We start from the raw sequence: 19,090 nt of genomic DNA on the forward strand, positions 1-19,090 counted from the left end.
GGTGACTCCCAAGATCGCGCCGCGGCGCCCGCCCGGCGGGAGTCAGGAACGTGCCGAACGCACCCGTGAGGCGGTCCTCGACGAGACCGTGCGCTGTGTGATCGAAGAGGGATTCGCCGCCGCCAGCGCCAAGCACATCGCCGAACGGGCCGGCGTCACGTGGGGCGTGGTGCAATACCACTTCGGTGATCGCGACGGCCTGCTGATGGCCGTCGTCGACCGCGGCTTCGCCGAACTGCTGGAACTGCTGCGCAGCCTGCCGCCGCCGTCGCCATCGCAGAGTCGCCGCAAGCGGGTCGAGCTGGTGGTTCACGCCGCGTGGGCGGCGTTCTCCAGCCCGACATCACGTGCCTCGCTGGAAATACTGATCGGCACCCGGGCCATGCGCGACAAACGGGGGACCCGGCACCTCTTGGCATTGCAAAAGGCCATCTCCGATGTGAGCCGTGACATCGCGCAAGGACTGGACAATCCACACGCGGCGGCCATCGGTGACCTGATCTGGGCGACCATGCGCGGGCTGGTGATCACCCAGTTGGTCATGGTCGGCCCTCAACACAGCAATCGGGAGCTGACCGCGCTGGTCGACGTGATCTGTTCCTACCTCGATTGCCATGGGCAAAGGCAATGAGCAGCAAGCAAAGTCACAGTTAGGTCATAGGGATGTGCCGAATCGGCGCGCCTGAGTGACTTTGACACCGAGCCTTGGTGATCATGGCCGGATGACCGAACCGCTGGGTATCTCCGTGGGCACAGCCAGTCTGGTCGCCGCGCGGGCCGGGGCGGCGCCGGTGATCTGTCCTGCGGCGGTCACGCTCGGCGATCAGCTGTGGACCGATTTCGTCGACCGCGTCGGTGATCCGATCCCCGTGACGGGAGCCGACGGCTTCGCCTATCGCGCCGAGCAGCTGCTGGCCGCGGCACTGTCCGGACTGGCCGACACCGAGGGCTCGGGCCTGGCCGAGGTGTCGGGTGTCGCGGTTCCCGCGCACTGGGGACCGGGTCGGCGTGATGCGCTGCGTGATGCGCTCTGGAATCTGCCGGCGTTGGCGTCGGCTGCTGCACCCCCGGTGCTGGTATCCGACGCGACCGCAGCGTTGCGCTCACTGCAGAGCGACCCCGGGTTACCCCGCCAGGGGGTGATCCTGGTGTGCGACTTCGGTGGCGGCGGCACTTCTGTCACCCTGGCCGACGCGGCTGCCGACTACCGTCAGATCGGGGAGACGACCCGGTTCGAGGAACTCTCCGGTGACGACAGCGAATTTCTGCGCGCACTGGACGCCACTCTGGAACGCGCCCGGATCGGCCGCGCCGACGTCAGTGCAGCCGCCGTCATCGGCGAATCGGTGACACCTGTCGCCACCCACCAACTTTCCGAGCACCTGCAGATGCCGGTGACGGTGTCGGCGCACCCGCATCTGGATGCGGCGCTGGGAGCGGGCCTGGCCGCGGCACGGCAGCTGGCCGCCGACGCGCCGACCGGCATGGCGCCGGCGCCGCTGATTGCCGACCTCGGTCCGCAGTCGGCAACGATGGCCGCACCGCTGGCCTGGTCCAACGACGAAGCCCCGGACGATACCGGCGGCTACGACCAGTCCTACGGCTACAGCGACGCCGACTATCGCGGTTACAGCGATGCCGAGGACGACGACCTGTCGATCCTTGGTGGGGAACCGCCGCAGCAGCGCGGGTCCAGCCTGACCCGCAGTGTGCCGCTGCTGCTCGGCGGGGCGGCCGCCGTCGCGGCGGTCGCCGTCGGCGGGTTCGCCTACACCCTCACCGGGACAAGCGCGCCGAGCACGCCATCGGTAAAACCGCTTCCGGCGACCGCGGTTTCGTCGATCGTGAGCGCACCGCAAGCGCCGCCACCCGCCGAGACCGTCACGATGACCAACCCGCCCGTCCAGACCGTCACCGAACAGGCGCCCGCGCCGCAGACCCCGACGACCGTGGTGACCGTGGAGACCACGACCACCACCACGACCCCGCCGACCACCACCACTACCACCACCACCACTACCACTACGACCACCACGACGACGCCGACCACCACGACAACGACGCCGACTACGACGACAACGGTTCCGACGACCACCACCGACTGGGACACCACGACCACCTCGACGCGCCGGCCATTGATTCCCGGATTGCCGCCGCCGCCAAGGATTCCCGGCCTGCCGCCGGCACCGAACCTCAACGTTGCGCCCTGACGCCGCTGGCGTCAGGCCCCGGGAACGCTCGTACGCGCTGCGACCGATTGCGCCGAACCGGTATCGAACACCTCGATGACGACGTCGTCGTCCCGGTATCCACCGATCCGGTGTAATCCGGGTGTGGCGGCGATGATCGCGGTGACGGCGTCACCGGACAGCGGATAGTCGGACACCCGATGTCGCCAGTGTGCGCTGAGGATGGTGGCGTTCGGCTGCAGCCGGGGAATTTCACGGCTCAACGTTTCCCGCAGCGTCGGGGCATCGAAGTAGTAGCCGACCTCGGAGATCACCACCAGGTCGAAATCGGTTGCCGGCCAGTCGGTGTCGAAAGACCGGTTCACCAGTGTGACCGTGTCGCGACGGCCACTGGCGCGCAGCCGGGCGTCGGCGTGCGCCAACGCGGCATCGGCGACGTCGACGGCCGTCACGTGATCGCAGCGGGCGCTCAACTGTTCGGTGAGTACTCCGATCGAGCACCCCGGCTCGAAGGCGTGCCGGTACCGCTCATGGGGGAGTAGCGCCAGCGTGATCGCGTACTTGCGCCGTTCGTACCACCGCGAGGCGAGCTCCCACGGATCGGCTGACTCGGCGTAGAGGGCATCGAAGTAGCCGTGGGGCAGACCGGAAGTCATTGGAACACCACCTCTCCCACGCGATCCAGTCGCTCCAGGACGTACGGCGGCAAGATCGGCTCGCGCCCGGCGTCGCTCTCCAGCTGGCTTCGGAACGAGGCAACCGCCTCGCGTTTACGGTGCACCGCAACCGGATCCGCGACCATCTGTACTGCGCTCTGCCAGGGCACCGCGTCATCACCGGGACGAGCCCAGTGCCACATCCAGATCGGATACTCCAGGAGCACGGCTCCGGTACGCGACGTGGCCACGGCAGCGGCCCGACCGACCACCTCGTGATCGGGATGACCATCGCCGCGCCACGTCGCCGCGCACCACGTGCCCTCGGGGCGGCCGGCCAGAATCTCGGTGAGAATCTCGGCGAGCCGGGATTCGTTCTCGGTGAGCCTGCCGTCCGGGAGCCCGAGAAAAACCGGCACCGGAAGGCCGAGAACCGCTGCCGCGGTCTGTGATTCGCCGCGCCTGGACTCCTCGAGCCGGGCTTGCTCGAACGCCGACAGGCCAGGCCACGCTGCACCGCCGTCGGTGGCGATGACCGTGTGCACGTCGACGCCGCGGGCCGCGACCGCGCAGGCCGTCGCGCCGAAGCCGAGCGTCTCGTCGTCAGGATGCGGTGCCACCACGACCAGGCCCGGGCACTGATCCAGCGGCAACGACGGAAACGGGTGCTGTCGCCGAAGCCATTCGTCGGCAGGTGTTCCACCACCGGAGATGGGCACCGCCGCAAACCGGGCCGCGTTACCGGTCGGTGCGCTCATCGGGCCACCAGCAGGCCCAGCGCGGCGAGATCCTTCTCGGCATGACTCTGCCGGACGTACATGGCCAGATCGGCGACATGCTGGGCGTGCAGCTCATCCATGGCCAACGGTGCGGGGCCCAGCGCCCGCGCGGTTCGGGCGATCACCTCGTCGACCGCGGTTTCGACGGCTGCCCGTAGCCGCCGAGCCGCCACCTGTCCGGCGCTGTGCGGGGCCGCATCGACCTGGTCAGCGGTGCTGGCCATCAGGGCGCCCGCCGCGGCAAGGGCGGTGTCGACGGCACCGAGATGTGCTGCAGCATAGGGGTTCTCGCTCTTGCGCTCGGCTACGGCGCGGTAAAGCGGCGTTGCCACCGCGCGGGCCGCACCCAGCCAGCACGCCGCGACGCCGGCCGCGCCGTGCCAGAAGCCCGGCCGGGTCAGGTACTCGTCGGGGCCGCCAACCGGGGTGGCCGGCGCAGCGCTGAATTGCACGGAGCGGGTGTCCGACTCGGCCATCCCAGCGTTACGCCACGTGCTCGGCAGCGGCTGAACGCCCGGGCTGTGCAGGTCGACCGCGTAGAGGCCGCGGGCCCCCGTCGCCGTCTGGGCCGTCACCAGCGCGTCGGCGCACATCCCGGCGCCGGAGCACCACGCTTTGACACCGCTCAACGTCACGTCATCGCCGTCGTGATGCGCGGTGACGGTGGCGCCGGGCGCTTCGGCTGCCCACACGCCCCACAACCGGCCCGGCTGCGCCCGCGGCCCGTGCAGCTCGGCGAGGATCGCGATCGCGTCGGTGTGCGCCTCCGCCAGCCGGCCTGCCGCCACATCGCGCTCGCACAACGCGGAAAGTCTCTGCCAGCGGATCAGGGTGCCACCCGAGCCCGGTAAGGGGAGGTCCAGATCGCCGGCGTCCAGCCAGCGCTGCACAGTCGTGGTGGTCATGCCGAGTCGCGTTGCGGATCGCCCAGCATCCCACGCAGGTGGGCGGCGAATCCGGCTGGGGCGCGCCCGATCTGGCGTGCAGACGTGGCCACTGAGAGTCGGGTGTCACGGCGAATTCGGAACCCGACGACTTCGAACCGATGAACCAAGTCGACGTCCTCGTCGCTGGTCAGGGCATCGAAGCCACCGACGTGCCAATAGGCGTCGGCCGCGAAACCCATGTTCGCGCCGTGAACGTGGTCGTGCGTGACCCGACCCGGCTGGATCTTGGAGTGGTACGCGCGAAGGTAACGCCGGACCGCCTTGACCGGGATCTGACGCCAGTTGGTGATGCGCACAACGCCGAGAATCATGTCGGCATGTGCGCTGAGTTGACGTACCAACCAGTTGGGGTCCACCCGGCTGTCCGCGTCGGTGGTCGCGTACCACATGTTCGGACCACTGAGACCCTGCTCGCGGGCAAACGAGAAGCCGGCGGCTCGCGCCTTGCCCACGTTGTGTGCGTCGATCTCGAGAAAATGCACATCGCTGCCGAAACGTTCCGCCAGCGCGTTGCTGCCGTCGTCGCAGCTGTCCAGGACCACCACCACCGTGACCGGAATATCGGCCCGCTCGGCCGCAGCCGCAATCGCCGTCAGGCAGTCCGGCAAGGCCGGCGCCTCGTTGTGGGCGGGGACGACGATCACCGCGCGGTCGAAATCAGCAGCAGCCACGTCAATTCAGTAGCCGGTCTGCGGTGTTTTCACACTTCGCCGGCGTGCGCGGGTCAGGTCGGCGGGGCCAGACCTGCCCCGGTCAGCACATACCCCGCCGCGTAGTCGCCGCGGCCGAGGGACACCAGGTCGATCATGGCCTGTCCCGCGATTTCCGGCGTGATCACCGGTCCGAGCTGCTCGATGAACGCGTCCTCGGTCAGTCCGGCCTCGCATGCGTAGGCCCGGATACCAGCTCGTCCCACATCGCCGGCCGGCGTCATCCTCGGCATGACGGTGGTGAAGATGATGCCCAGACCGGATCGCTCCGACTCCCGCTGGGCGTATTGGGCGATGAACCGCTGAGTGGCCTTGGATCCGGCGTAGCCGCCGCTGAGCGGGGATCCGTTCAGCGCGGCGCCACTGCTGACGATGACGACCCTGCTGCCGCGCGGCATCGGCTGCAGAAGCGCTGCCTGCGCCCAGGTGAAGGCGATCTTCACATCGGCGTCCCAGTTGACGGAGAACGTCTCCCAGGAGTGCTGCGTCAGTTCACGCATCTCGGGGGTCGCGCCGGCGACCACGATCACCGTGTACGGCTGGTACTCATCGAGCACGTGCCGCGCCGTGGCGGCGTCCGACGCGTCGGCGACGTGCGTGCGGATGGCGGGATGGGTGTCCGCCAGGGCGGCCAGCGCTGCGCCGTCGCGGGCAAGCGCAACGACGTCGGCGCCCGATTCGGCGAAGGCGCAGGCAATGCCCCGCCCCAATCCACGCCCGGCCCCGACCACGAGCACCTTCCTTGCGGGTAGTTCAGTCATGTCGGCCCTTCTCGCGTCTTCGTGAAACCTGTCGAAGAGGTAGATGCGCGGTCTCGTCCGAAGTGAGCGGTGATGTCGCGATCACTTTCACGTCTCCCGAACGTCAGTACAGATGGGTGCCGCGCAGGGCGGCCGACAGGTGCGAGGCGAGCGGTGATATGGCATGACAGGCAATCTGATCGAACAGGCGCGGGCCGGCGACAGCGAAGCGTTCCGCGCGCTGACCGAACCGCATCGTCGCGAGCTCGAGGTGCACTGCTATCGGATGCTGGGCTCGTTGCAGGACGCCGAGGACATGGTTCAGAACACGTTGCTGGCGGCTTGGCGGGCACTGGACGGCTTCGAGGAGCGGGCATCGATTCGGACGTGGCTGTACCGCATCGCCACCAATCAGTGTCTGGGCGCGCTGCGTTCCGCCAGAAGGAAGCGACCGGCTACGGAGGTGAGCATCGCCGAGAATGACCTGCCCGAGCCGACGCACTACGGCGACGTCGTCTGGCTGGAGCCCATACCGGACCATCTGCTGGATTTCGCGGACACGTCTGTCCTCGGGCCAGAGGCGGCATACGAACAGCGGGAAGCCATCTCACTGGCGTTCGTCACCGCGCTGCAGTTGCTTCCCGCGCGCCAGCGCGCCGTGCTTCTGTTGCGAGATGTGCTCGGCTACCGCACCGCCGAAGTGTCCGAGATGTTTTGCGCCACAGCCGCTTCGGTGAACAGCGCGCTGAAGAGGGCGCGTGAGACGGTCGGCGCGCGGAACCGGGATCGTGAATCGCCAGAACCGAATTCGTCGTCGGAGCAAGCGCTGGTTGCGGATTTCGTGCGCGCATATCAGGCCGGTGACGTGGCGGCTTTGGTGCGTTTGTTGACCGCCGACGTCCGGGTCTCCATGCCGCCGATCCCGCTGGAGTACCACGGTCTCGACGCCGTCGCAGGCTTCTATGCCCAGGTCTTCCGGCGCCGGAGATACACCCTCGTGGCTACCCGCGCCAATGGTCAGCCGGCATTCGGGGCCTATCTGACGACGGGCGCCGACCCCGTGCGTCACGCCGCCGGTCTGTTGGTCCTCGATCTGTCCGGTCAACGGATCTGCGGCCTGACCCGGTTCGACAACGACGTCATGCCGCGATTCGGACTGCCGCGAACACTCGAGGTATGAGATCCCGTCAGCGCGGATGTGCTTGTGCCGCATCGACGATCTTGGCCGCGACTTCGGCCAACGGCACGTTCGTGTCGTGCGACAGCTGTCGCAGCATCTCGAACGCCTGGTTGGCGTCCTTGCTGTAGCGCTCCATGATCATGCCCTTGGCCTGCCCGATGATGTCGCGGCTGGCCAACGCCTCCTGAAACTCGTGTTCGCGCCGGGCCGCGTCCCACGACAGATGCCATACCCGCCACGATGGGTGGTGCAACATCGGCGCAGAGGAGATTCGATGACCGAGCAGACCCGCCTGCGGCGCGGACCGATCACCCGTAACGCCACTGGTCTGACGTCGGCCGAAGCCTTTGTCATCATCGCGATCGCGACGATCCTGCTGACCCGGTTGTATCTGCAACTCACCGGCTACCCGCAGGTCGGCGGCGGCGACCTGCACATCGCGCACGCGCTGTGGGGCGGCGCACTGATGATGCTTGCCCTGCTGATCGGCTGGATGGTTCTGGGCTCGGGCCCGCGGTCCCTGGCCGTGGTGTTGGGCGGGATCGGGTTCGGCTTGTTCCTCGACGAGGTAGGCAAATTCGTCACCAAGGACAACGACTACTTCTACGGACCGGCCGCCGAGATCATGTACATCCTGGTCTGCCTGATCCTCGCCGGTGCCCGTGTGGTGCGGGCGATTCGACCGCTCAGCGCGCGGGAATGCCTGGCGTCGTCGGCCGCGATCGCCGCCGACGGCGTGGCGCGCGGACTACCCGACCACCGCCGCGAGATCGGTCTGCGACTGGTCGAATACGCCCGAGCCAGGGGAGCCTCGAGCGACGACGTCGAGCACGTGCGCGCGCTCTTGCTCTCGGCAGCACGCGCCACAGATCGTGGCTATCGGGTGCGGCGATGGGCACAACGGTTGATTCCCAACGTATTTCGAAGCCCGAAGTGGGTGTCCTGGGTGGGCTGGCTCTTGGTGGCCGGCGCGGTGCTCGGCTTGCTCTTCCACGCGCTGGGCATCGCGTTGGGCGGCTACTTCTATCGAGACAGCCACGTCTCGATTCACCTGGCCGGCAAGACCCCGGCCACGATCATCCTGATGATCGCCGCCGCGCTGACCCTGGCGATGGCGCTGCCGGCGATGATCGCGCTACCGCGGACGGCAAAGCTGTGGCCGCTGCGGCTGCTCCGCACCGCCGCCCTGGTGTTCACCTTCCTCAGTGCGCTGGTGCATTTCGCGACCGAAGGATTCGCCGCCCTGATCACCCTGTCGATCGGCCTCTTCGGCCTGGCGATCCTGTCCTACCAAGTCGACGTCGCGGCGCAGCGGACGGCGCCTACACCACCGACAGATAGCGCCGAGTGATCACCCGCTGAACCAGCGACGCGACCGGCGCCCCGACCTGACTCCACCAGGTGGCCGGCGTGGAGAAGGCCACCACCTCGGCATGTACCGACTCGTCGCTGGGGTCGAAGCGCACGCCGAACATCTCCTCGCCGGAGACAGCGTGGCCGGGCAGGCTGCCGTAGGCGAAGCCACGGCGGTTGCTCTCGTCGACCACGTACACCACCCGACAGGGTGCGGCGAACGGTCCGAGCCGGCCGAGCACGTCGGTGCCGACCTCGGCCACCTCGGTGGTGGCGGCGACCCGCAGACCGGCGCCGCGCAGCATCCCGTAGCGCATCACCGACTCCGCCGCACGCTCGAAGCGTTCCCGCCCGCTGCCGATGCACGACGACAACCGCACATGGTGGTAACCAGCAGGCAGACCCGCCGCCGTCGCGCCCACCTCGGCGTAGGTCAACGGGCGGCCGGCCAGGTCGCTGAGCTTCACCGTTACAGCCTGCCATCCGTTACGTACTCTCGGAGTGAGCAACCCGCATCCGGGGCGCATACGGTAACCAGGTGGTAGAGGACATGACGGCGGCGCTGCATCCCGGTGGCGGATTCAACCCGCCGGTGCCGACGGGCCGGGGCGGCCCCGATTACGGCCGGTTCATCGATGCGGTGCGGGATCTTCAAGACCATGCCCGCGCCGTCGACGCGCCCGACGACGTGATCACCGAGGCCGCCGACCTCCTCGAGCGGGCGTCGGCGCTGTTGGCGCCGTACGACGCCGACGAATGGACCACACCATCGGGCCGGCGTACCGACCTGCCGATGCGGGGCAACATCCTGTCCATTCCCAACGAGACGGAAGTGGGCGAGGACGGGCGGCTGCGCGGCTGGGCCCGGTTCCGTCGCTACCACCTGGGCCGCAACGGGGCCGTGCACGGCGGCCTGATCGCCCACCTCTTCGACTCGGTGCTCGGCAAGACATCGTTCGTGCTGACCGGCGGGCCGTATCAACGCACCGCCTACCTGCACGTCAACTACCGCAAGATCGTGCCCATCGAAACCGAACTCCAGGTCGAGGCCGGTGTCGTGCGCACCGAGGGCCGCAAGATCTACGTCGACATCCGGCTGTCCGACGGCGACGACCTGCTGGCCGACGGTGAAGGGCTGTTCGTGTTGCTGAAACCGGGCCAACCGTGAAGCGGTTCCTGCACCAGTGGAAGCACCGGCGGGAGCGGCTGAGGCACCGCCCGGTAGCCGACTTCGTCTATCGCGCGGTGGTCGGCGTCGTCGGGCTCGCGGTTCTTGCCCTCGGGATCGTCGCCATTCCCTACCCGGGACCCGGCTGGGCGATCGTGTTCGTCGGCCTCGCGATCCTGGCCAGCGAGTTCTATTGGGCTCACCGCACCCTGTCGTTCACCCGCGACCGCTACGACAGCGTCATGGCATGGTTCCGCAGGCAGGGCAGGTGGGTGCAGGCGCTGGGTGCGGTGTTCACCGCCGCGGTGGTGGTCGCCACGCTGTGGCTGTTCGGCGCGGTCGGCTGGTCTGCGGGACTGCTCGGCTTTGACCATCCGGTGTTGGACAGCCCCATCGGCCTCGGCGCCTGACCAGCACCCCGATAGCATGGTCGGCGATTCCTGCCGCCCCCGGCGAGAATCGCGATGGAGCCCCACTACGCCGAAAGAGGCCAGCAATGACCGCCCCCGCACACCCCGCCCCAGCAGCACCGATCCGGGTGCCTGCCGGGACTACCGCGGGCGCTGCGGTGCGCGACGCAGGACTGCCGAGCCGTGGTGAACCGGGCGCGATCGTCGTGGTGCGCGACGCCGAGGACAAGCTGCGTGACCTGAGCTGGACGCCGGACGTCGACGTCGACGTCATCCCGGTGGCGGCGAACACCGAGGACGGCCGCAGCGTGATCCGGCACTCGGCCGCCCACGTTCTGGCCCAGGCTGTGCAGGAACTCTTCCCGCAGGCCAAGCTCGGCATCGGACCGCCGATCACCGACGGCTTCTACTACGACTTCGACGTGCCCGAGGCGTTCACTCCCGAGGACTTGGCGAAGCTCGAGAAGCGGATGCAGAAGATCGTCAAGGACGGTCAGCTGTTCTCGCGCCGGGTCTACGAGTCCAAGGACCAAGCCCGCTCCGAACTGGCCAACGAGCCTTACAAGCTCGAGCTGGTTGACGACAAGTCGGGTGACGCCGACATCATGGAGGTCGGCGGTGACGAGCTCACCGCCTACGACAACCTCAATCCTCGTACCCGCGAACGGGTTTGGGGCGACCTGTGCCGCGGCCCGCACATTCCGACCACCAAGTACATCCCAGCCTTCAAGCTCACCCGCAGCTCGGCGGCGTACTGGCGCGGCGACCAGAACAATGCCAGCCTGCAGCGCATCTACGGCACCGCGTGGGAATCCCAGGAGGCACTGGACCGCCACCTCGAACTGATCGAGGAGGCGCAGCGCCGCGACCATCGCAAGCTCGGCGTCGAGCTGGACCTGTTCAGCTTCCCGGACGAATTGGGTTCCGGCCTACCGGTTTTCCACCCCAAGGGCGGCGTCATCCGACGTGAGCTCGAGGACTATTCGCGCCGCAAGCACGAGCAGGCCGGCTACGAGTTCGTCAACACTCCGCATATCACCAAAGAGCAGCTCTACATCACGTCCGGCCACCTGGAGTGGTACGCCGACGGCATGTTCCCGCCGATGCACATCGACGCCGAGTTCGACGAGGACGGCAAGCTGCGCAAGCCGGGGCAGGATTACTACCTCAAGCCGATGAACTGCCCGATGCACCATCTGATCTACCGGTCGCGGGGGCGGTCGTATCGGGAACTTCCGCTGCGGCTCTTCGAATTCGGCTCGGTGTACCGCTACGAGAAGTCCGGCGTGGTGCACGGGCTGACCCGGGTGCGCGGCATGACCCAGGACGACGCACACATCTACACCACCCGCGAGCAGATGCGCGACGAACTGGCCTCGCTGCTGCGGTTCGTGCTCGACCTGCTCGCCGACTACGGCCTCGACGACTTTTATCTGGAGCTGTCCACCCGGAACCCGGAAAAGTCCGTCGGCTCCGACGAGATGTGGGACGAGGCCACCGAGACCCTGCGTCAGGTCGCCGAGGAATCCGGTCTGCAGCTCGTGCCCGATCCCGGTGGCGCCGCGTTCTACGGGCCGAAGATCTCCGTCCAGGTCAAGGATGCGCTGGGTCGCAGCTGGCAGATGTCGACCATCCAGCTGGACTTCAACATGCCGGACCGCTTCGAGTTGGAGTACACCGCCGCCGACGGCTCCCGGCAGCGGCCGGTGCTGATCCACCGCGCGCTGTTCGGTTCGATCGAGCGGTTCTTCGGGGTGCTCACCGAGCATTACGCCGGCGCCTTCCCGGCCTGGCTGGCGCCGGTGCAGGCGGTCGGCATACCGGTGGCCGACGCGCACCTGCCGTATCTGGAAGACCTTGCCGCCGAACTCAAATCGCGCGGGGTGCGGGTCGGCGTCGATAGCAGTGACGATCGGATGGCCAAGAAGATCGTCAACCACACCAACCAGAAGGTGCCGTTCATGCTGCTCGCGGGGGACCGCGACGTCGAGGCCGGTGCGGTGAGCTTCCGGTTCGGGGACCGCACCCAGATCAACGGGGTGCCGCGCGGGCAGGCGGTGGAGACGATTGTGAAGTGGATCGCCGATCGCGAGAATGCTTCCCCCACAGCCGAACTGGTGAAGGTCGACGGTGGCTGACAACGCGGAGGCGTTCATCGATCGAGGCGCGGGTGAGCCCGACCGCCTGCAGCGGCTGTGGACACCGCACCGGATGAATTACATCCTCGACGTGCCCGCGAACAAGGCCGACAGCGGATCGGCTGGATCATCGGAGCCGTTCAGCTTGATACCTACCCTGCCCGACGAGGACGGCTTGGTGGTGGCCCGCGGCGAGCAGGTCTACGTCGTGCTCAATCTCTACCCGTACAACCCGGGCCATCTGATGGTCGTTCCGTACCGGCGGGTGTCGGAACTGGAGGATCTGTCCACCGGCGAGAGCGCTGAGCTGATGGCGTTCACCCAGAAGGCGATTCGCGTCATCAAGTCGGTGTCGAGCCCGGATGGCTTCAACGTGGGGCTCAACCTCGGCAAGTCCGCCGGAGGGTCGCTGGCCGAGCACTTGCACATGCACGTGGTGCCCCGCTGGGCCGGCGACGCCAACTTCATCACCGTTGTCGGTGAGACAAAGGTGATACCGCAGCTGCTGCGCGACACCCGCAAGCTGTTGGCCGACGAATGGGTGGCGCAGCCGTGAGCGACTTCTATCTGATGACCCGGGCGGCGTACGCCAAGCTCAGTACCCCGGTCGCGAAAGCTGCGCTCAAAATCGGGCTGACCCCCGACATGGTGACGATCATCGGCACCGCGGGATCGGTGCTGGCCGCGCTCATCATGTTCCCGATCGGTCAGCTCTGGTGGGGCTCGGTGGCCGTGTTCGTCTTCGTTCTGGCCGACATGCTCGATGGCGCGATGGCGCGACAGCGCGGCGGCGGCACCCGGTTCGGTGCTGTCCTCGATGCCACCTGCGATCGGATCAGCGACGGCGCGATCTTCTGCGGGCTGCTCTGGTGGGTGGCATTCAGCATGCACAGCTCGTCGCTGGCGGTGGCCACGATGATCTGCCTGGTGACCTCGCAGGTGATCTCGTACGTCAAAGCCCGCGCGGAGGCCAGCGGTCTGGAGGGCGGCGGCGGCCTGATCGAGCGACCCGAGCGGCTGATCATCGTGCTGGTCGGTGCCGGATTCTCCGACCTGCCGTTCTTCCCGATGCCGGTGGTGTTGCCGATCGCGATGTGGCTGCTGGCGGTGACCAGCCTGGTGACGGTCGGCCAGCGGGTGCACTCGGTGCGTTCCAGCTCGGGCGCCATGGACAAGATCGCGCCGGTCACCCCGCAGCCGGTCGGTGACGACGCCGAAGGCACCGAGCCGTGATCAGCACCCCGGGGCAACTCTGGACGGCCGGCCGCAACCGGCTGCCGCGCACCGATGTGCTCAGCGACCTCGGTTACGCCGCGGGATGGCGGATGGTGCGTGCGATGCCGGAATTCGTGGCGCGCAATGCTTTCGACGCCGGTGCCTGGTATGCCGCCCAGGGCGGCGGTCCTGAGCAGCTGCGCAAGAATCTGGCCCGGGTCATCGGCGCCACCCCCGCCGAGGTTCCGGATTCACTCGTTCGCGCTTCGCTGGCCTCCTACGCCCGGTACTGGCGGGAGGCGTTCCGGTTGCCGACGATGGACCACAAAGCGCTGGGCGCCCAGATCGACAAGGCGGTGACGGGCAAGCACTACCTGGAGGCGGCACTGGCTGCCGGTCGCGGAGCGGTTCTCGCGCTGCCGCACAGCGGCAACTGGGATATGGCGGGGGTCTGGCTGGTCCAGGCCAACGGCACCTTCACCACCGTCGCCGAGCGGCTCAAGCCGGAGTCGCTGTACAAGCGCTTCCTCGATTACCGCGAGAGTCTGGGTTTCGAGGTGCTTCCCCTGACCGGCGGCGAACGACCCGCCTACGAGGTGCTCGTCGAGCGATTGCGGGATAACCGCGTGGTCTGTCTGATGGCCGAACGGGACCTGAGCCGCTCAGGGGTGCCGGTCGACCTGTTGGGCGAGGCCACCCGGATGCCCGCCGGCTCGGCCAAACTCGCTCTGGAGACCGGCGCGGCCCTGCTGCCGGTGCACTCCTGGTTCACAGACGACGGCTGGGCCGTCGACTTCTTCCCGGAGTTGGACTGCTCCAGCGGTGATGTCGGCGTCATCACCCAAGCTCTGGCCGACCGCTTCGGCGCGAACATCGCTGAGCATCCCGAGGATTGGCACATGATGCAGCCGCAGTGGCTGGCCGACCTGTCCGACGAGCGACAGGCCAGGTTGAGGGAGTCCTGATGAGGATCGGGATGGTCTGCCCGTACTCGTTCGACGTGCCCGGTGGGGTGCAGTCGCACATTCTGCAGCTGGCCGAGGTGATGCGCGGGCGCGGCCACGAGGTCAGCGTGCTCGCCCCGTCGTCGCCGCATGTGCAGCTGCCCGAGTACGTCGTCTCCGGCGGCAAGGCGGTCCCGATTCCCTACAACGGGTCGGTGGCCCGGCTGCGGTTCGGCCCGGCCACCCATCGCAAGGTGAAGAAGTGGCTCATCGGTGGTGACTTCGATGTGCTGCACCTGCACGAGCCGAACGCACCCAGCTTGTCGATGCTGGCGCTGCAGGCGGCTGAGGGACCGATCGTCGCGACCTTCCACACCTCGACCACAAAGTCGTTGACGCTGAGTGTGTTTCAGGGAATCCTGCGGCCGTATCACGAGAAGATCGTCGGCCGGATCGCGGTGTCCGATCTGGCGCGGCGCTGGCAGATGGAGGCGCTGGGTTCCGACGCCGTCGAGATACCCAACGGCGTCGACGTGTCCGCCCTGGCCTCGGCACCCCGGCTCGACGGCTACCCGCGCCCCGGGAAGACCGTGCTGTTCCTCGGCCGGTTCGACGAACCGCGCAAGGGGATGGCGGTGCTGGTCGGCGCGCTGCCCCGGTTGGTCGAGCGGTTCGCCGACGTCGAGATTCTCATCGTCGGGCGAGGCGACGAGGACAAGCTGCGGGAGGAGTGCGGCGAACTGGCCGGCCACCTGAGGTTCCTCGGTCAGGTCGACGATGCCGAGAAGGCGGCCGCACTGCGCAGCGCCGACGTCTACTGCGCGCCGCACACCGGCGGTGAGAGCTTCGGCATCGTGCTGGTCGAGGCGATGGCCGCCGGTACCCCGGTGGTGGCCAGCGACCTCGACGCATTCCGGCGGGTGCTGCTCGACGGCAAGGCGGGCCGGCTGGTTCCCGTCGACGACTCCGCTGCGATGGCCGACGCGCTGATCGAGCTGCTCGACGACGAAGGTCTGCGCAGGCGGTACGTGAAAGCCGCCGACGTCGCGGTGCGCCGCTACGACTGGCCGGTGGTGGCCGACCAGATCATGCGGGTCTACGAGACCGTCGCGGGGGCCGGCATCAAAGTCCAGGTGGCCTCGTAATGCCTGCCCCGCTGTACTGGGCGCTGACCGCGGTCCTGATCGTCGTGCTGGTGGTCAGCGCGATGCTGGCTCTGCAGACCGCCAGTCGGCTGGACCGTCTGCACATCCGCTACGACCTGTCCTGGCAGGCGCTCGACGGAGCACTGGCCCGGCGAGCGGTGGTGGCCCGCGCGGTGGCCGCCGACACCTATCGCGGGCGACCCGAGGGCAAGCGGCTCGCGGCACTGGCCGATGCCGCCGAGCGGGCGCCCCGAAGCGGTCGCGAAGCCGCCGAGAACGAGCTGTCGGCCGCGCTGGCCATGGTCGATCCGACGTCGATGCCGGTGTCGCTGGTGGCCGAGCTCGCCGACGCCGAGGCGCGGGTGCTGCTGGCCCGCCGGTTCCACAACGACGCCGTGCGCGACACCCTGGCCCTGCGTGAACGGCGTCCGGTCCGATGGTTGCGGCTGGCCGGAACCGCGTCCCTGCCGACCTACTTCGAGATCGCCGAACGTGTTCCCGAATCCACCCCGCCTGGTACCGATCATGTTGATCGCCGCACGTCGGCACGGGTTGTGCTGCTCGACGACCAGGGTGCGGTGCTGCTGTTCTGCGGATCCGACCCGGCCTTCACCGGCGGGGAGGCGCCGCGGTGGTGGTTCACCGTCGGGGGGCAGGCGCTGCCCGGGGAACGGCTGGTCGATGCCGCCGTCCGGGAGATCCAGGAAGAGACCGGCCTGCGGGTCGACCCGGACGAGATGGTCGGGCCGGTGTGGCGCCGGGAGTCGATCATCGATTTCAACGGCGCCGTCGTCGCCAGCCAGGAGTTCTACTTCGTGCACCGCACCGCCCGGTTCGAACCGACCGCGGCCGGGCGGACGCCGCTGGAACTGCGGTACATTCACGGCCACAGATGGTGTGACTCCAGCACGATCGTCGAGCTGGCCGCGAGCGGGCAGCGGGTGTATCCGCTGCAGCTCGGGGAACTGCTCGAGGAGGCGAACTCGCTGGCCGACGGCCGGGGCGGGCCGCACCGGGAGTTGCACCCGATCCGTTGAGGTGCGAAAAATTCAGTTTGGAATCGCCCTTTAGACTGGATCCGTATCAAACGAAGGGATTGACAGTGGAAACCGGAGCTACCGCGGCTGGATCCAACGGCTCGGCCAGCGCGCAGACGGGTACCGCTCGGGTCAAGCGCGGCATGGCCGAGATGCTCAAGGGCGGCGTCATCATGGATGTCGTCACCCCCGAACAGGCGCGTATCGCCGAAGGTGCCGGAGCAGTGGCCGTGATGGCGCTCGAACGCGTCCCGGCCGACATCCGCGCCCAGGGCGGCGTGGCCCGGATGAGCGACCCCGACCTGATCGAGGGCATCATCGCCGCGGTCACCATCCCGGTGATGGCCAAGGCGCGTATCGGGCACTTCGTCGAGGCGCAGATTCTGCAGAGCCTCGGAGTGGACTACGTCGACGAGTCCGAGGTGCTGACGCCGGCCGACTACACCCACCACATCGACAAGTGGAAGTTCACCGTGCCGTTCGTGTGCGGTGCGACCAACCTGGGTGAGGCACTGCGCCGCATCACCGAAGGCGCGGCGATGATCCGCTCCAAGGGCGAGGCAGGCACCGGCGACGTCTCCAACGCCACCACCCACATGCGCTCGATCGGCGCCGAGATCCGTCGGCTGTCGTCGCTGTCGGAGGACGAACTCTACGTCGCCGCCAAGGACATGCAGGCGCCGTACGACCTCGTCGTCGAGGTGGCCCGGGCGGGCAAGCTGCCGGTGACGTTGTTCACCGCGGGCGGAATCGCCACCCCGGCCGACGCCGCGATGATGATGCAGCTCGGCGCCGAGGGTGTGTTCGTCGGCTCGGGAATCTTCAAGTCGGGCGACCCCGCCGTGCGGGCCGCCGCCATTGTCAAGGCCACCACGTTCTACGACGACCCCGATGTTCTGGCGCGGGTGTCGCGGGGGCTGGGTGAGCCCATGGTCGGAATCAACGTGGAGGAGATCGCGGAGCCGCACCGACTCGCTCAGCGCGGCTGGTAACCCCCGTGGCAATCGAAGAGATCCTCGATCTGGAACAGCTCGAGGTCAACATCTATCGCGGCCGGGTGTTCAGCCCCGAATCCGGTTTCCTGCAGCGCACGTTCGGCGGGCACGTGGCCGGTCAGTCGCTGGTGTCGGCGGTGCGGACCGTCGACCCGAAGTTCCAGGTGCACTCGCTGCACGGATACTTCCTGCGGCCCGGCGACGCCACCGCGCCGGCGGTGTACCTCGTCGAGGCGCTGCGCGACGGCGGCTCGTTCGTCACCCGGCGCGTCAATGCGGTCCAGCACGGCGAGACCATCTTCTCGATGTCGGCGTCGTTCCAGACCGACCAGAGCGGCATCGAGCACCAGGACGAGATGCCCGCCGCGCCGCCGCCCGACGACCTGCCCGGCTTCATCTCCAAGGGTGGTGTGTTCGACGAGGCGGGATTTGCGCAGTTCGAGGAGTGGGACGTCCGCATGGTCCCGCGCGACCAGGTGACCCGACTGCCCGGCAAGGCATCTCAGCAGCAGGTGTGGTTCAAACACAAGGACCCGCTGCCCGACGATTCGGTGTTGCACATCTGCGCGCTGGCCTACATGAGCGATCTCACGCTGCTCGGCTCGGCGCAGGTCAACCACGTCGAGGAACGCAAGCACCTGATGGTCGCGTCGCTGGACCACGCGATGTGGTTCATGCGGCCGTTCCGCGCCGACGAGTGGCTCCTGTATGACCAGTCCTCGCCGTCGTCGTGCGGTGGCCGATCGCTGACCCAGGGCAAGATCTTCAACCAGTACGGCGAGATGGTCGCGGCGGTCATGCAGGAGGGGCTGACCCGCTACAAACGCGGGTACGTCGGGCCGTGACGGTCCACGTCGGGGTGCTGGCCCTGCAAGGGGACACCCGCGAACATCTGGCGGCCCTGCGCGAGGCCGGTGCCGAAGCCTCGACCGTGCGCCGCGCCAGTGAGCTCGACGCCGTCGACGCCTTGGTCATTCCGGGTGGTGAGTCGACAACGATGAGCCACCTGCTGCGTGAATTCGAGCTGCTGGAGCCGCTGCGTACGCGCCTGGCCGAGGGTATGCCGGCCTACGGTTCGTGCGCGGGCATGATCCTGCTGGCCTCCGAGATCCTCGACGCCGGCACCGAGGGGCGCGAGGCGGTTCCTCTCGGCGGTATCGATATGACGGTGCGGCGCAACGCTTTCGGTCGCCAGGTCGATTCTTTCGAGGGCGACATCGACTTCGATGGCCTCGACGGTCCCGCCCACGCGGTGTTCATCCGGGCGCCCTGGGTGGAGCGGGTCGGTCCCGACGTCCAGGTCCTGGCGCGCGCCGGCGGACACATCGTGGCGGTCCGGCAGGGCCGGGTTCTCGCCACCGCTTTTCACCCCGAAATGACTGGTGACAGGCGAGTGCACAAGCTGTTTGTGGACGTGGTCGCCCACCGCGCCTGAGGGCATGAAAAACTCCGTGTAGAGACCGCCGGTACCGGGTATTCCGGCG

General features: G+C 68.1%; 22 protein-coding genes. 15 read left to right on the top strand and 7 right to left on the bottom strand.

The features are described from left to right. Position 1 precedes the first annotated feature (1 nt). Both G6N32_RS10810 and G6N32_RS10815 read left to right on the top strand, forming a co-directional pair. Positions 2-631, top strand: coding sequence for a TetR/AcrR family transcriptional regulator (locus G6N32_RS10810; RefSeq protein WP_115321073.1), 630 nt, complete (start codon positions 2-4; stop codon positions 629-631). A 91-nt stretch (positions 632-722) separates the two neighbouring features. Further along, positions 723-2,210: an Hsp70 family protein gene (locus tag G6N32_RS10815; protein ID WP_147292013.1), complete on the top strand. Its 1,488-nt coding sequence runs from the start codon at positions 723-725 to the stop codon at positions 2,208-2,210. Positions 2,211-2,221: 11 nt separating this feature from the next. Here the strand turns inward: G6N32_RS10815 and G6N32_RS10820 are convergent, their stop codons facing one another. Genes G6N32_RS10820 through G6N32_RS10840 form a run of 5 tightly spaced genes read right to left on the bottom strand, consistent with a single transcriptional unit; the run spans position 2,222 to position 6,042 of the window. Beyond that, entirely contained in the window at positions 2,222-2,845 is a 624-nt protein-coding gene (locus tag G6N32_RS10820) for an SAM-dependent methyltransferase (RefSeq protein WP_115319597.1), read from the bottom strand. Next, the gene (locus tag G6N32_RS10825; protein WP_115319598.1) at positions 2,842-3,603 is read right to left on the bottom strand and encodes a PIG-L deacetylase family protein; all 762 of its coding nucleotides are present in this window, start codon (positions 3,601-3,603) and stop codon (positions 2,842-2,844) included. The genes G6N32_RS10820 and G6N32_RS10825 overlap by 4 nt, the downstream gene beginning before the upstream one ends. Next, positions 3,600-4,529 carry an acyl-CoA dehydrogenase family protein gene (locus G6N32_RS10830; protein WP_115319599.1) on the bottom strand — a complete coding sequence of 310 codons (930 nt, stop codon included), beginning with the start codon at positions 4,527-4,529 and terminating at the stop codon, positions 3,600-3,602. Before G6N32_RS10830 ends, G6N32_RS10825 begins: the two co-directional genes overlap by 4 nt. Further along, on the bottom strand, positions 4,526-5,242 hold the full coding sequence (locus G6N32_RS10835) for a glycosyltransferase family 2 protein (protein WP_232077601.1): 717 nt from the start codon (positions 5,240-5,242) through the stop codon (positions 4,526-4,528). Before G6N32_RS10835 ends, G6N32_RS10830 begins: the two co-directional genes overlap by 4 nt. 53 nt (positions 5,243-5,295) lie before the next feature. Continuing rightward, positions 5,296-6,042 carry an SDR family NAD(P)-dependent oxidoreductase gene (locus G6N32_RS10840; protein ID WP_115319600.1) on the bottom strand — a complete coding sequence of 249 codons (747 nt, stop codon included), beginning with the start codon at positions 6,040-6,042 and terminating at the stop codon, positions 5,296-5,298. Positions 6,043-6,205: 163 nt separating this feature from the next. On the opposite strand from G6N32_RS10840, the gene G6N32_RS10845 reads away from it, so the two are divergent. Further along, on the top strand, positions 6,206-7,201 hold the full coding sequence (locus tag G6N32_RS10845; protein WP_115319601.1) for a sigma-70 family RNA polymerase sigma factor: 996 nt from the start codon (positions 6,206-6,208) through the stop codon (positions 7,199-7,201). 7 nt (positions 7,202-7,208) lie between these two features. Here G6N32_RS10845 and G6N32_RS10850 read toward each other — a convergent pair whose 3' ends face one another. Further along, complete coding sequence (locus tag G6N32_RS10850; RefSeq protein WP_410432627.1) at positions 7,209-7,457, bottom strand: ANTAR domain-containing protein; 249 nt, start codon at positions 7,455-7,457, stop codon at positions 7,209-7,211. Between the two features lie 18 nt (positions 7,458-7,475). On the opposite strand from G6N32_RS10850, the gene G6N32_RS10855 reads away from it, so the two are divergent. Then, a complete protein-coding gene (locus G6N32_RS10855; protein ID WP_115319602.1) occupies positions 7,476-8,552 on the top strand; it encodes a hypothetical protein in 1,077 nt (358 codons plus the stop codon). Here the strand turns inward: G6N32_RS10855 and G6N32_RS10860 are convergent. Next, the gene (locus G6N32_RS10860) at positions 8,524-9,021 is read right to left on the bottom strand and encodes a DUF1990 domain-containing protein (protein ID WP_115319603.1); all 498 of its coding nucleotides are present in this window, start codon (positions 9,019-9,021) and stop codon (positions 8,524-8,526) included. The two genes, G6N32_RS10855 and G6N32_RS10860, sit on opposite strands and share 29 nt — an antisense overlap. Positions 9,022-9,104: 83 nt before the next feature. Here G6N32_RS10860 and G6N32_RS10865 point away from each other — a divergent pair, with 83 nt between their 5' ends. From G6N32_RS10865 to pdxT, 11 genes are all read left to right on the top strand, one after another. Continuing rightward, positions 9,105-9,722 carry a PaaI family thioesterase gene (locus G6N32_RS10865; RefSeq protein WP_115319604.1) on the top strand — a complete coding sequence of 206 codons (618 nt, stop codon included), beginning with the start codon at positions 9,105-9,107 and terminating at the stop codon, positions 9,720-9,722. After that, positions 9,719-10,132, top strand: coding sequence for a TIGR02611 family protein (locus G6N32_RS10870; protein WP_115319605.1), 414 nt, complete (start codon positions 9,719-9,721; stop codon positions 10,130-10,132). Before G6N32_RS10865 ends, G6N32_RS10870 begins: the two co-directional genes overlap by 4 nt. Before the next feature lie 86 nt (positions 10,133-10,218). Continuing rightward, positions 10,219-12,270, top strand: a complete 2,052-nt coding sequence (thrS, locus tag G6N32_RS10875; protein ID WP_115319606.1) for a threonine--tRNA ligase — start codon at positions 10,219-10,221, stop codon at positions 12,268-12,270. After that, the gene (locus G6N32_RS10880; RefSeq protein ID WP_232077602.1) at positions 12,263-12,826 is read left to right on the top strand and encodes an ATP adenylyltransferase; all 564 of its coding nucleotides are present in this window, start codon (positions 12,263-12,265) and stop codon (positions 12,824-12,826) included. The genes thrS and G6N32_RS10880 overlap by 8 nt, the downstream gene beginning before the upstream one ends. Next, positions 12,823-13,503: a phosphatidylinositol phosphate synthase gene (pgsA, locus tag G6N32_RS10885; protein ID WP_115321076.1), complete on the top strand. Its 681-nt coding sequence runs from the start codon at positions 12,823-12,825 to the stop codon at positions 13,501-13,503. Before G6N32_RS10880 ends, pgsA begins: the two co-directional genes overlap by 4 nt. 92 nt (positions 13,504-13,595) lie before the next feature. After that, complete coding sequence (locus G6N32_RS10890) at positions 13,596-14,450, top strand: phosphatidylinositol mannoside acyltransferase (RefSeq protein ID WP_336505381.1); 855 nt, start codon at positions 13,596-13,598, stop codon at positions 14,448-14,450. After that, the gene (locus G6N32_RS10895) at positions 14,450-15,574 is read left to right on the top strand and encodes a glycosyltransferase family 4 protein (RefSeq protein WP_115319608.1); all 1,125 of its coding nucleotides are present in this window, start codon (positions 14,450-14,452) and stop codon (positions 15,572-15,574) included. Before G6N32_RS10890 ends, G6N32_RS10895 begins: the two co-directional genes overlap by 1 nt. Next, positions 15,574-16,611 carry an NUDIX hydrolase gene (locus tag G6N32_RS10900; RefSeq protein ID WP_115319609.1) on the top strand — a complete coding sequence of 346 codons (1,038 nt, stop codon included), beginning with the start codon at positions 15,574-15,576 and terminating at the stop codon, positions 16,609-16,611. Before G6N32_RS10895 ends, G6N32_RS10900 begins: the two co-directional genes overlap by 1 nt. Positions 16,612-16,676: 65 nt before the next feature. Beyond that, positions 16,677-17,603 (top strand): pyridoxal 5'-phosphate synthase lyase subunit PdxS, encoded by a 927-nt coding sequence (gene pdxS / locus G6N32_RS10905; protein WP_115319610.1) that lies wholly within the window; start codon positions 16,677-16,679, stop codon positions 17,601-17,603. Between the two features lie 5 nt (positions 17,604-17,608). Continuing rightward, positions 17,609-18,451, top strand: a complete 843-nt coding sequence (tesB, locus tag G6N32_RS10910) for an acyl-CoA thioesterase II (protein ID WP_115319611.1) — start codon at positions 17,609-17,611, stop codon at positions 18,449-18,451. Continuing rightward, positions 18,448-19,041, top strand: a complete 594-nt coding sequence (gene pdxT / locus G6N32_RS10915; protein WP_115319612.1) for a pyridoxal 5'-phosphate synthase glutaminase subunit PdxT — start codon at positions 18,448-18,450, stop codon at positions 19,039-19,041. Before tesB ends, pdxT begins: the two co-directional genes overlap by 4 nt. Positions 19,042-19,090 lie beyond the last annotated feature (49 nt).

Source organism: Mycolicibacterium aichiense (assembly GCF_010726245.1).
GTDB lineage: Bacteria > Actinomycetota > Actinomycetes > Mycobacteriales > Mycobacteriaceae > Mycobacterium > Mycobacterium aichiense.

Bases quoted from the DNA above. Each gene is read 5' to 3' on its own strand.
- G6N32_RS10815 (WP_147292013.1), top strand. From the start codon at position 723: ATGACCGAACCGCTGGGTATCTCCGTGGGCACAGCCAGTCTGGTCGCC.
- G6N32_RS10820 (WP_115319597.1), bottom strand. From the start codon at position 2,845: ATGACTTCCGGTCTGCCCCACGGCTACTTCGATGCCCTCTACGCCGAG.
- G6N32_RS10825 (WP_115319598.1), bottom strand. From the start codon at position 3,603: ATGAGCGCACCGACCGGTAACGCGGCCCGGTTTGCGGCGGTGCCCATC.
- G6N32_RS10830 (WP_115319599.1), bottom strand. From the start codon at position 4,529: ATGACCACCACGACTGTGCAGCGCTGGCTGGACGCCGGCGATCTGGAC.
- G6N32_RS10840 (WP_115319600.1), bottom strand. From the start codon at position 6,042: ATGACTGAACTACCCGCAAGGAAGGTGCTCGTGGTCGGGGCCGGGCGT.
- G6N32_RS10845 (WP_115319601.1), top strand. From the start codon at position 6,206: ATGACAGGCAATCTGATCGAACAGGCGCGGGCCGGCGACAGCGAAGCG.
- G6N32_RS10850 (WP_410432627.1), bottom strand. From the start codon at position 7,457: ATGTTGCACCACCCATCGTGGCGGGTATGGCATCTGTCGTGGGACGCG.
- G6N32_RS10855 (WP_115319602.1), top strand. From the start codon at position 7,476: ATGACCGAGCAGACCCGCCTGCGGCGCGGACCGATCACCCGTAACGCC.
- G6N32_RS10865 (WP_115319604.1), top strand. From the start codon at position 9,105: ATGACGGCGGCGCTGCATCCCGGTGGCGGATTCAACCCGCCGGTGCCG.
- thrS (WP_115319606.1), top strand. From the start codon at position 10,219: ATGACCGCCCCCGCACACCCCGCCCCAGCAGCACCGATCCGGGTGCCT.
- G6N32_RS10890 (WP_336505381.1), top strand. From the start codon at position 13,596: ATGGTGCGTGCGATGCCGGAATTCGTGGCGCGCAATGCTTTCGACGCC.
- G6N32_RS10895 (WP_115319608.1), top strand. From the start codon at position 14,450: ATGAGGATCGGGATGGTCTGCCCGTACTCGTTCGACGTGCCCGGTGGG.
- G6N32_RS10900 (WP_115319609.1), top strand. From the start codon at position 15,574: ATGCCTGCCCCGCTGTACTGGGCGCTGACCGCGGTCCTGATCGTCGTG.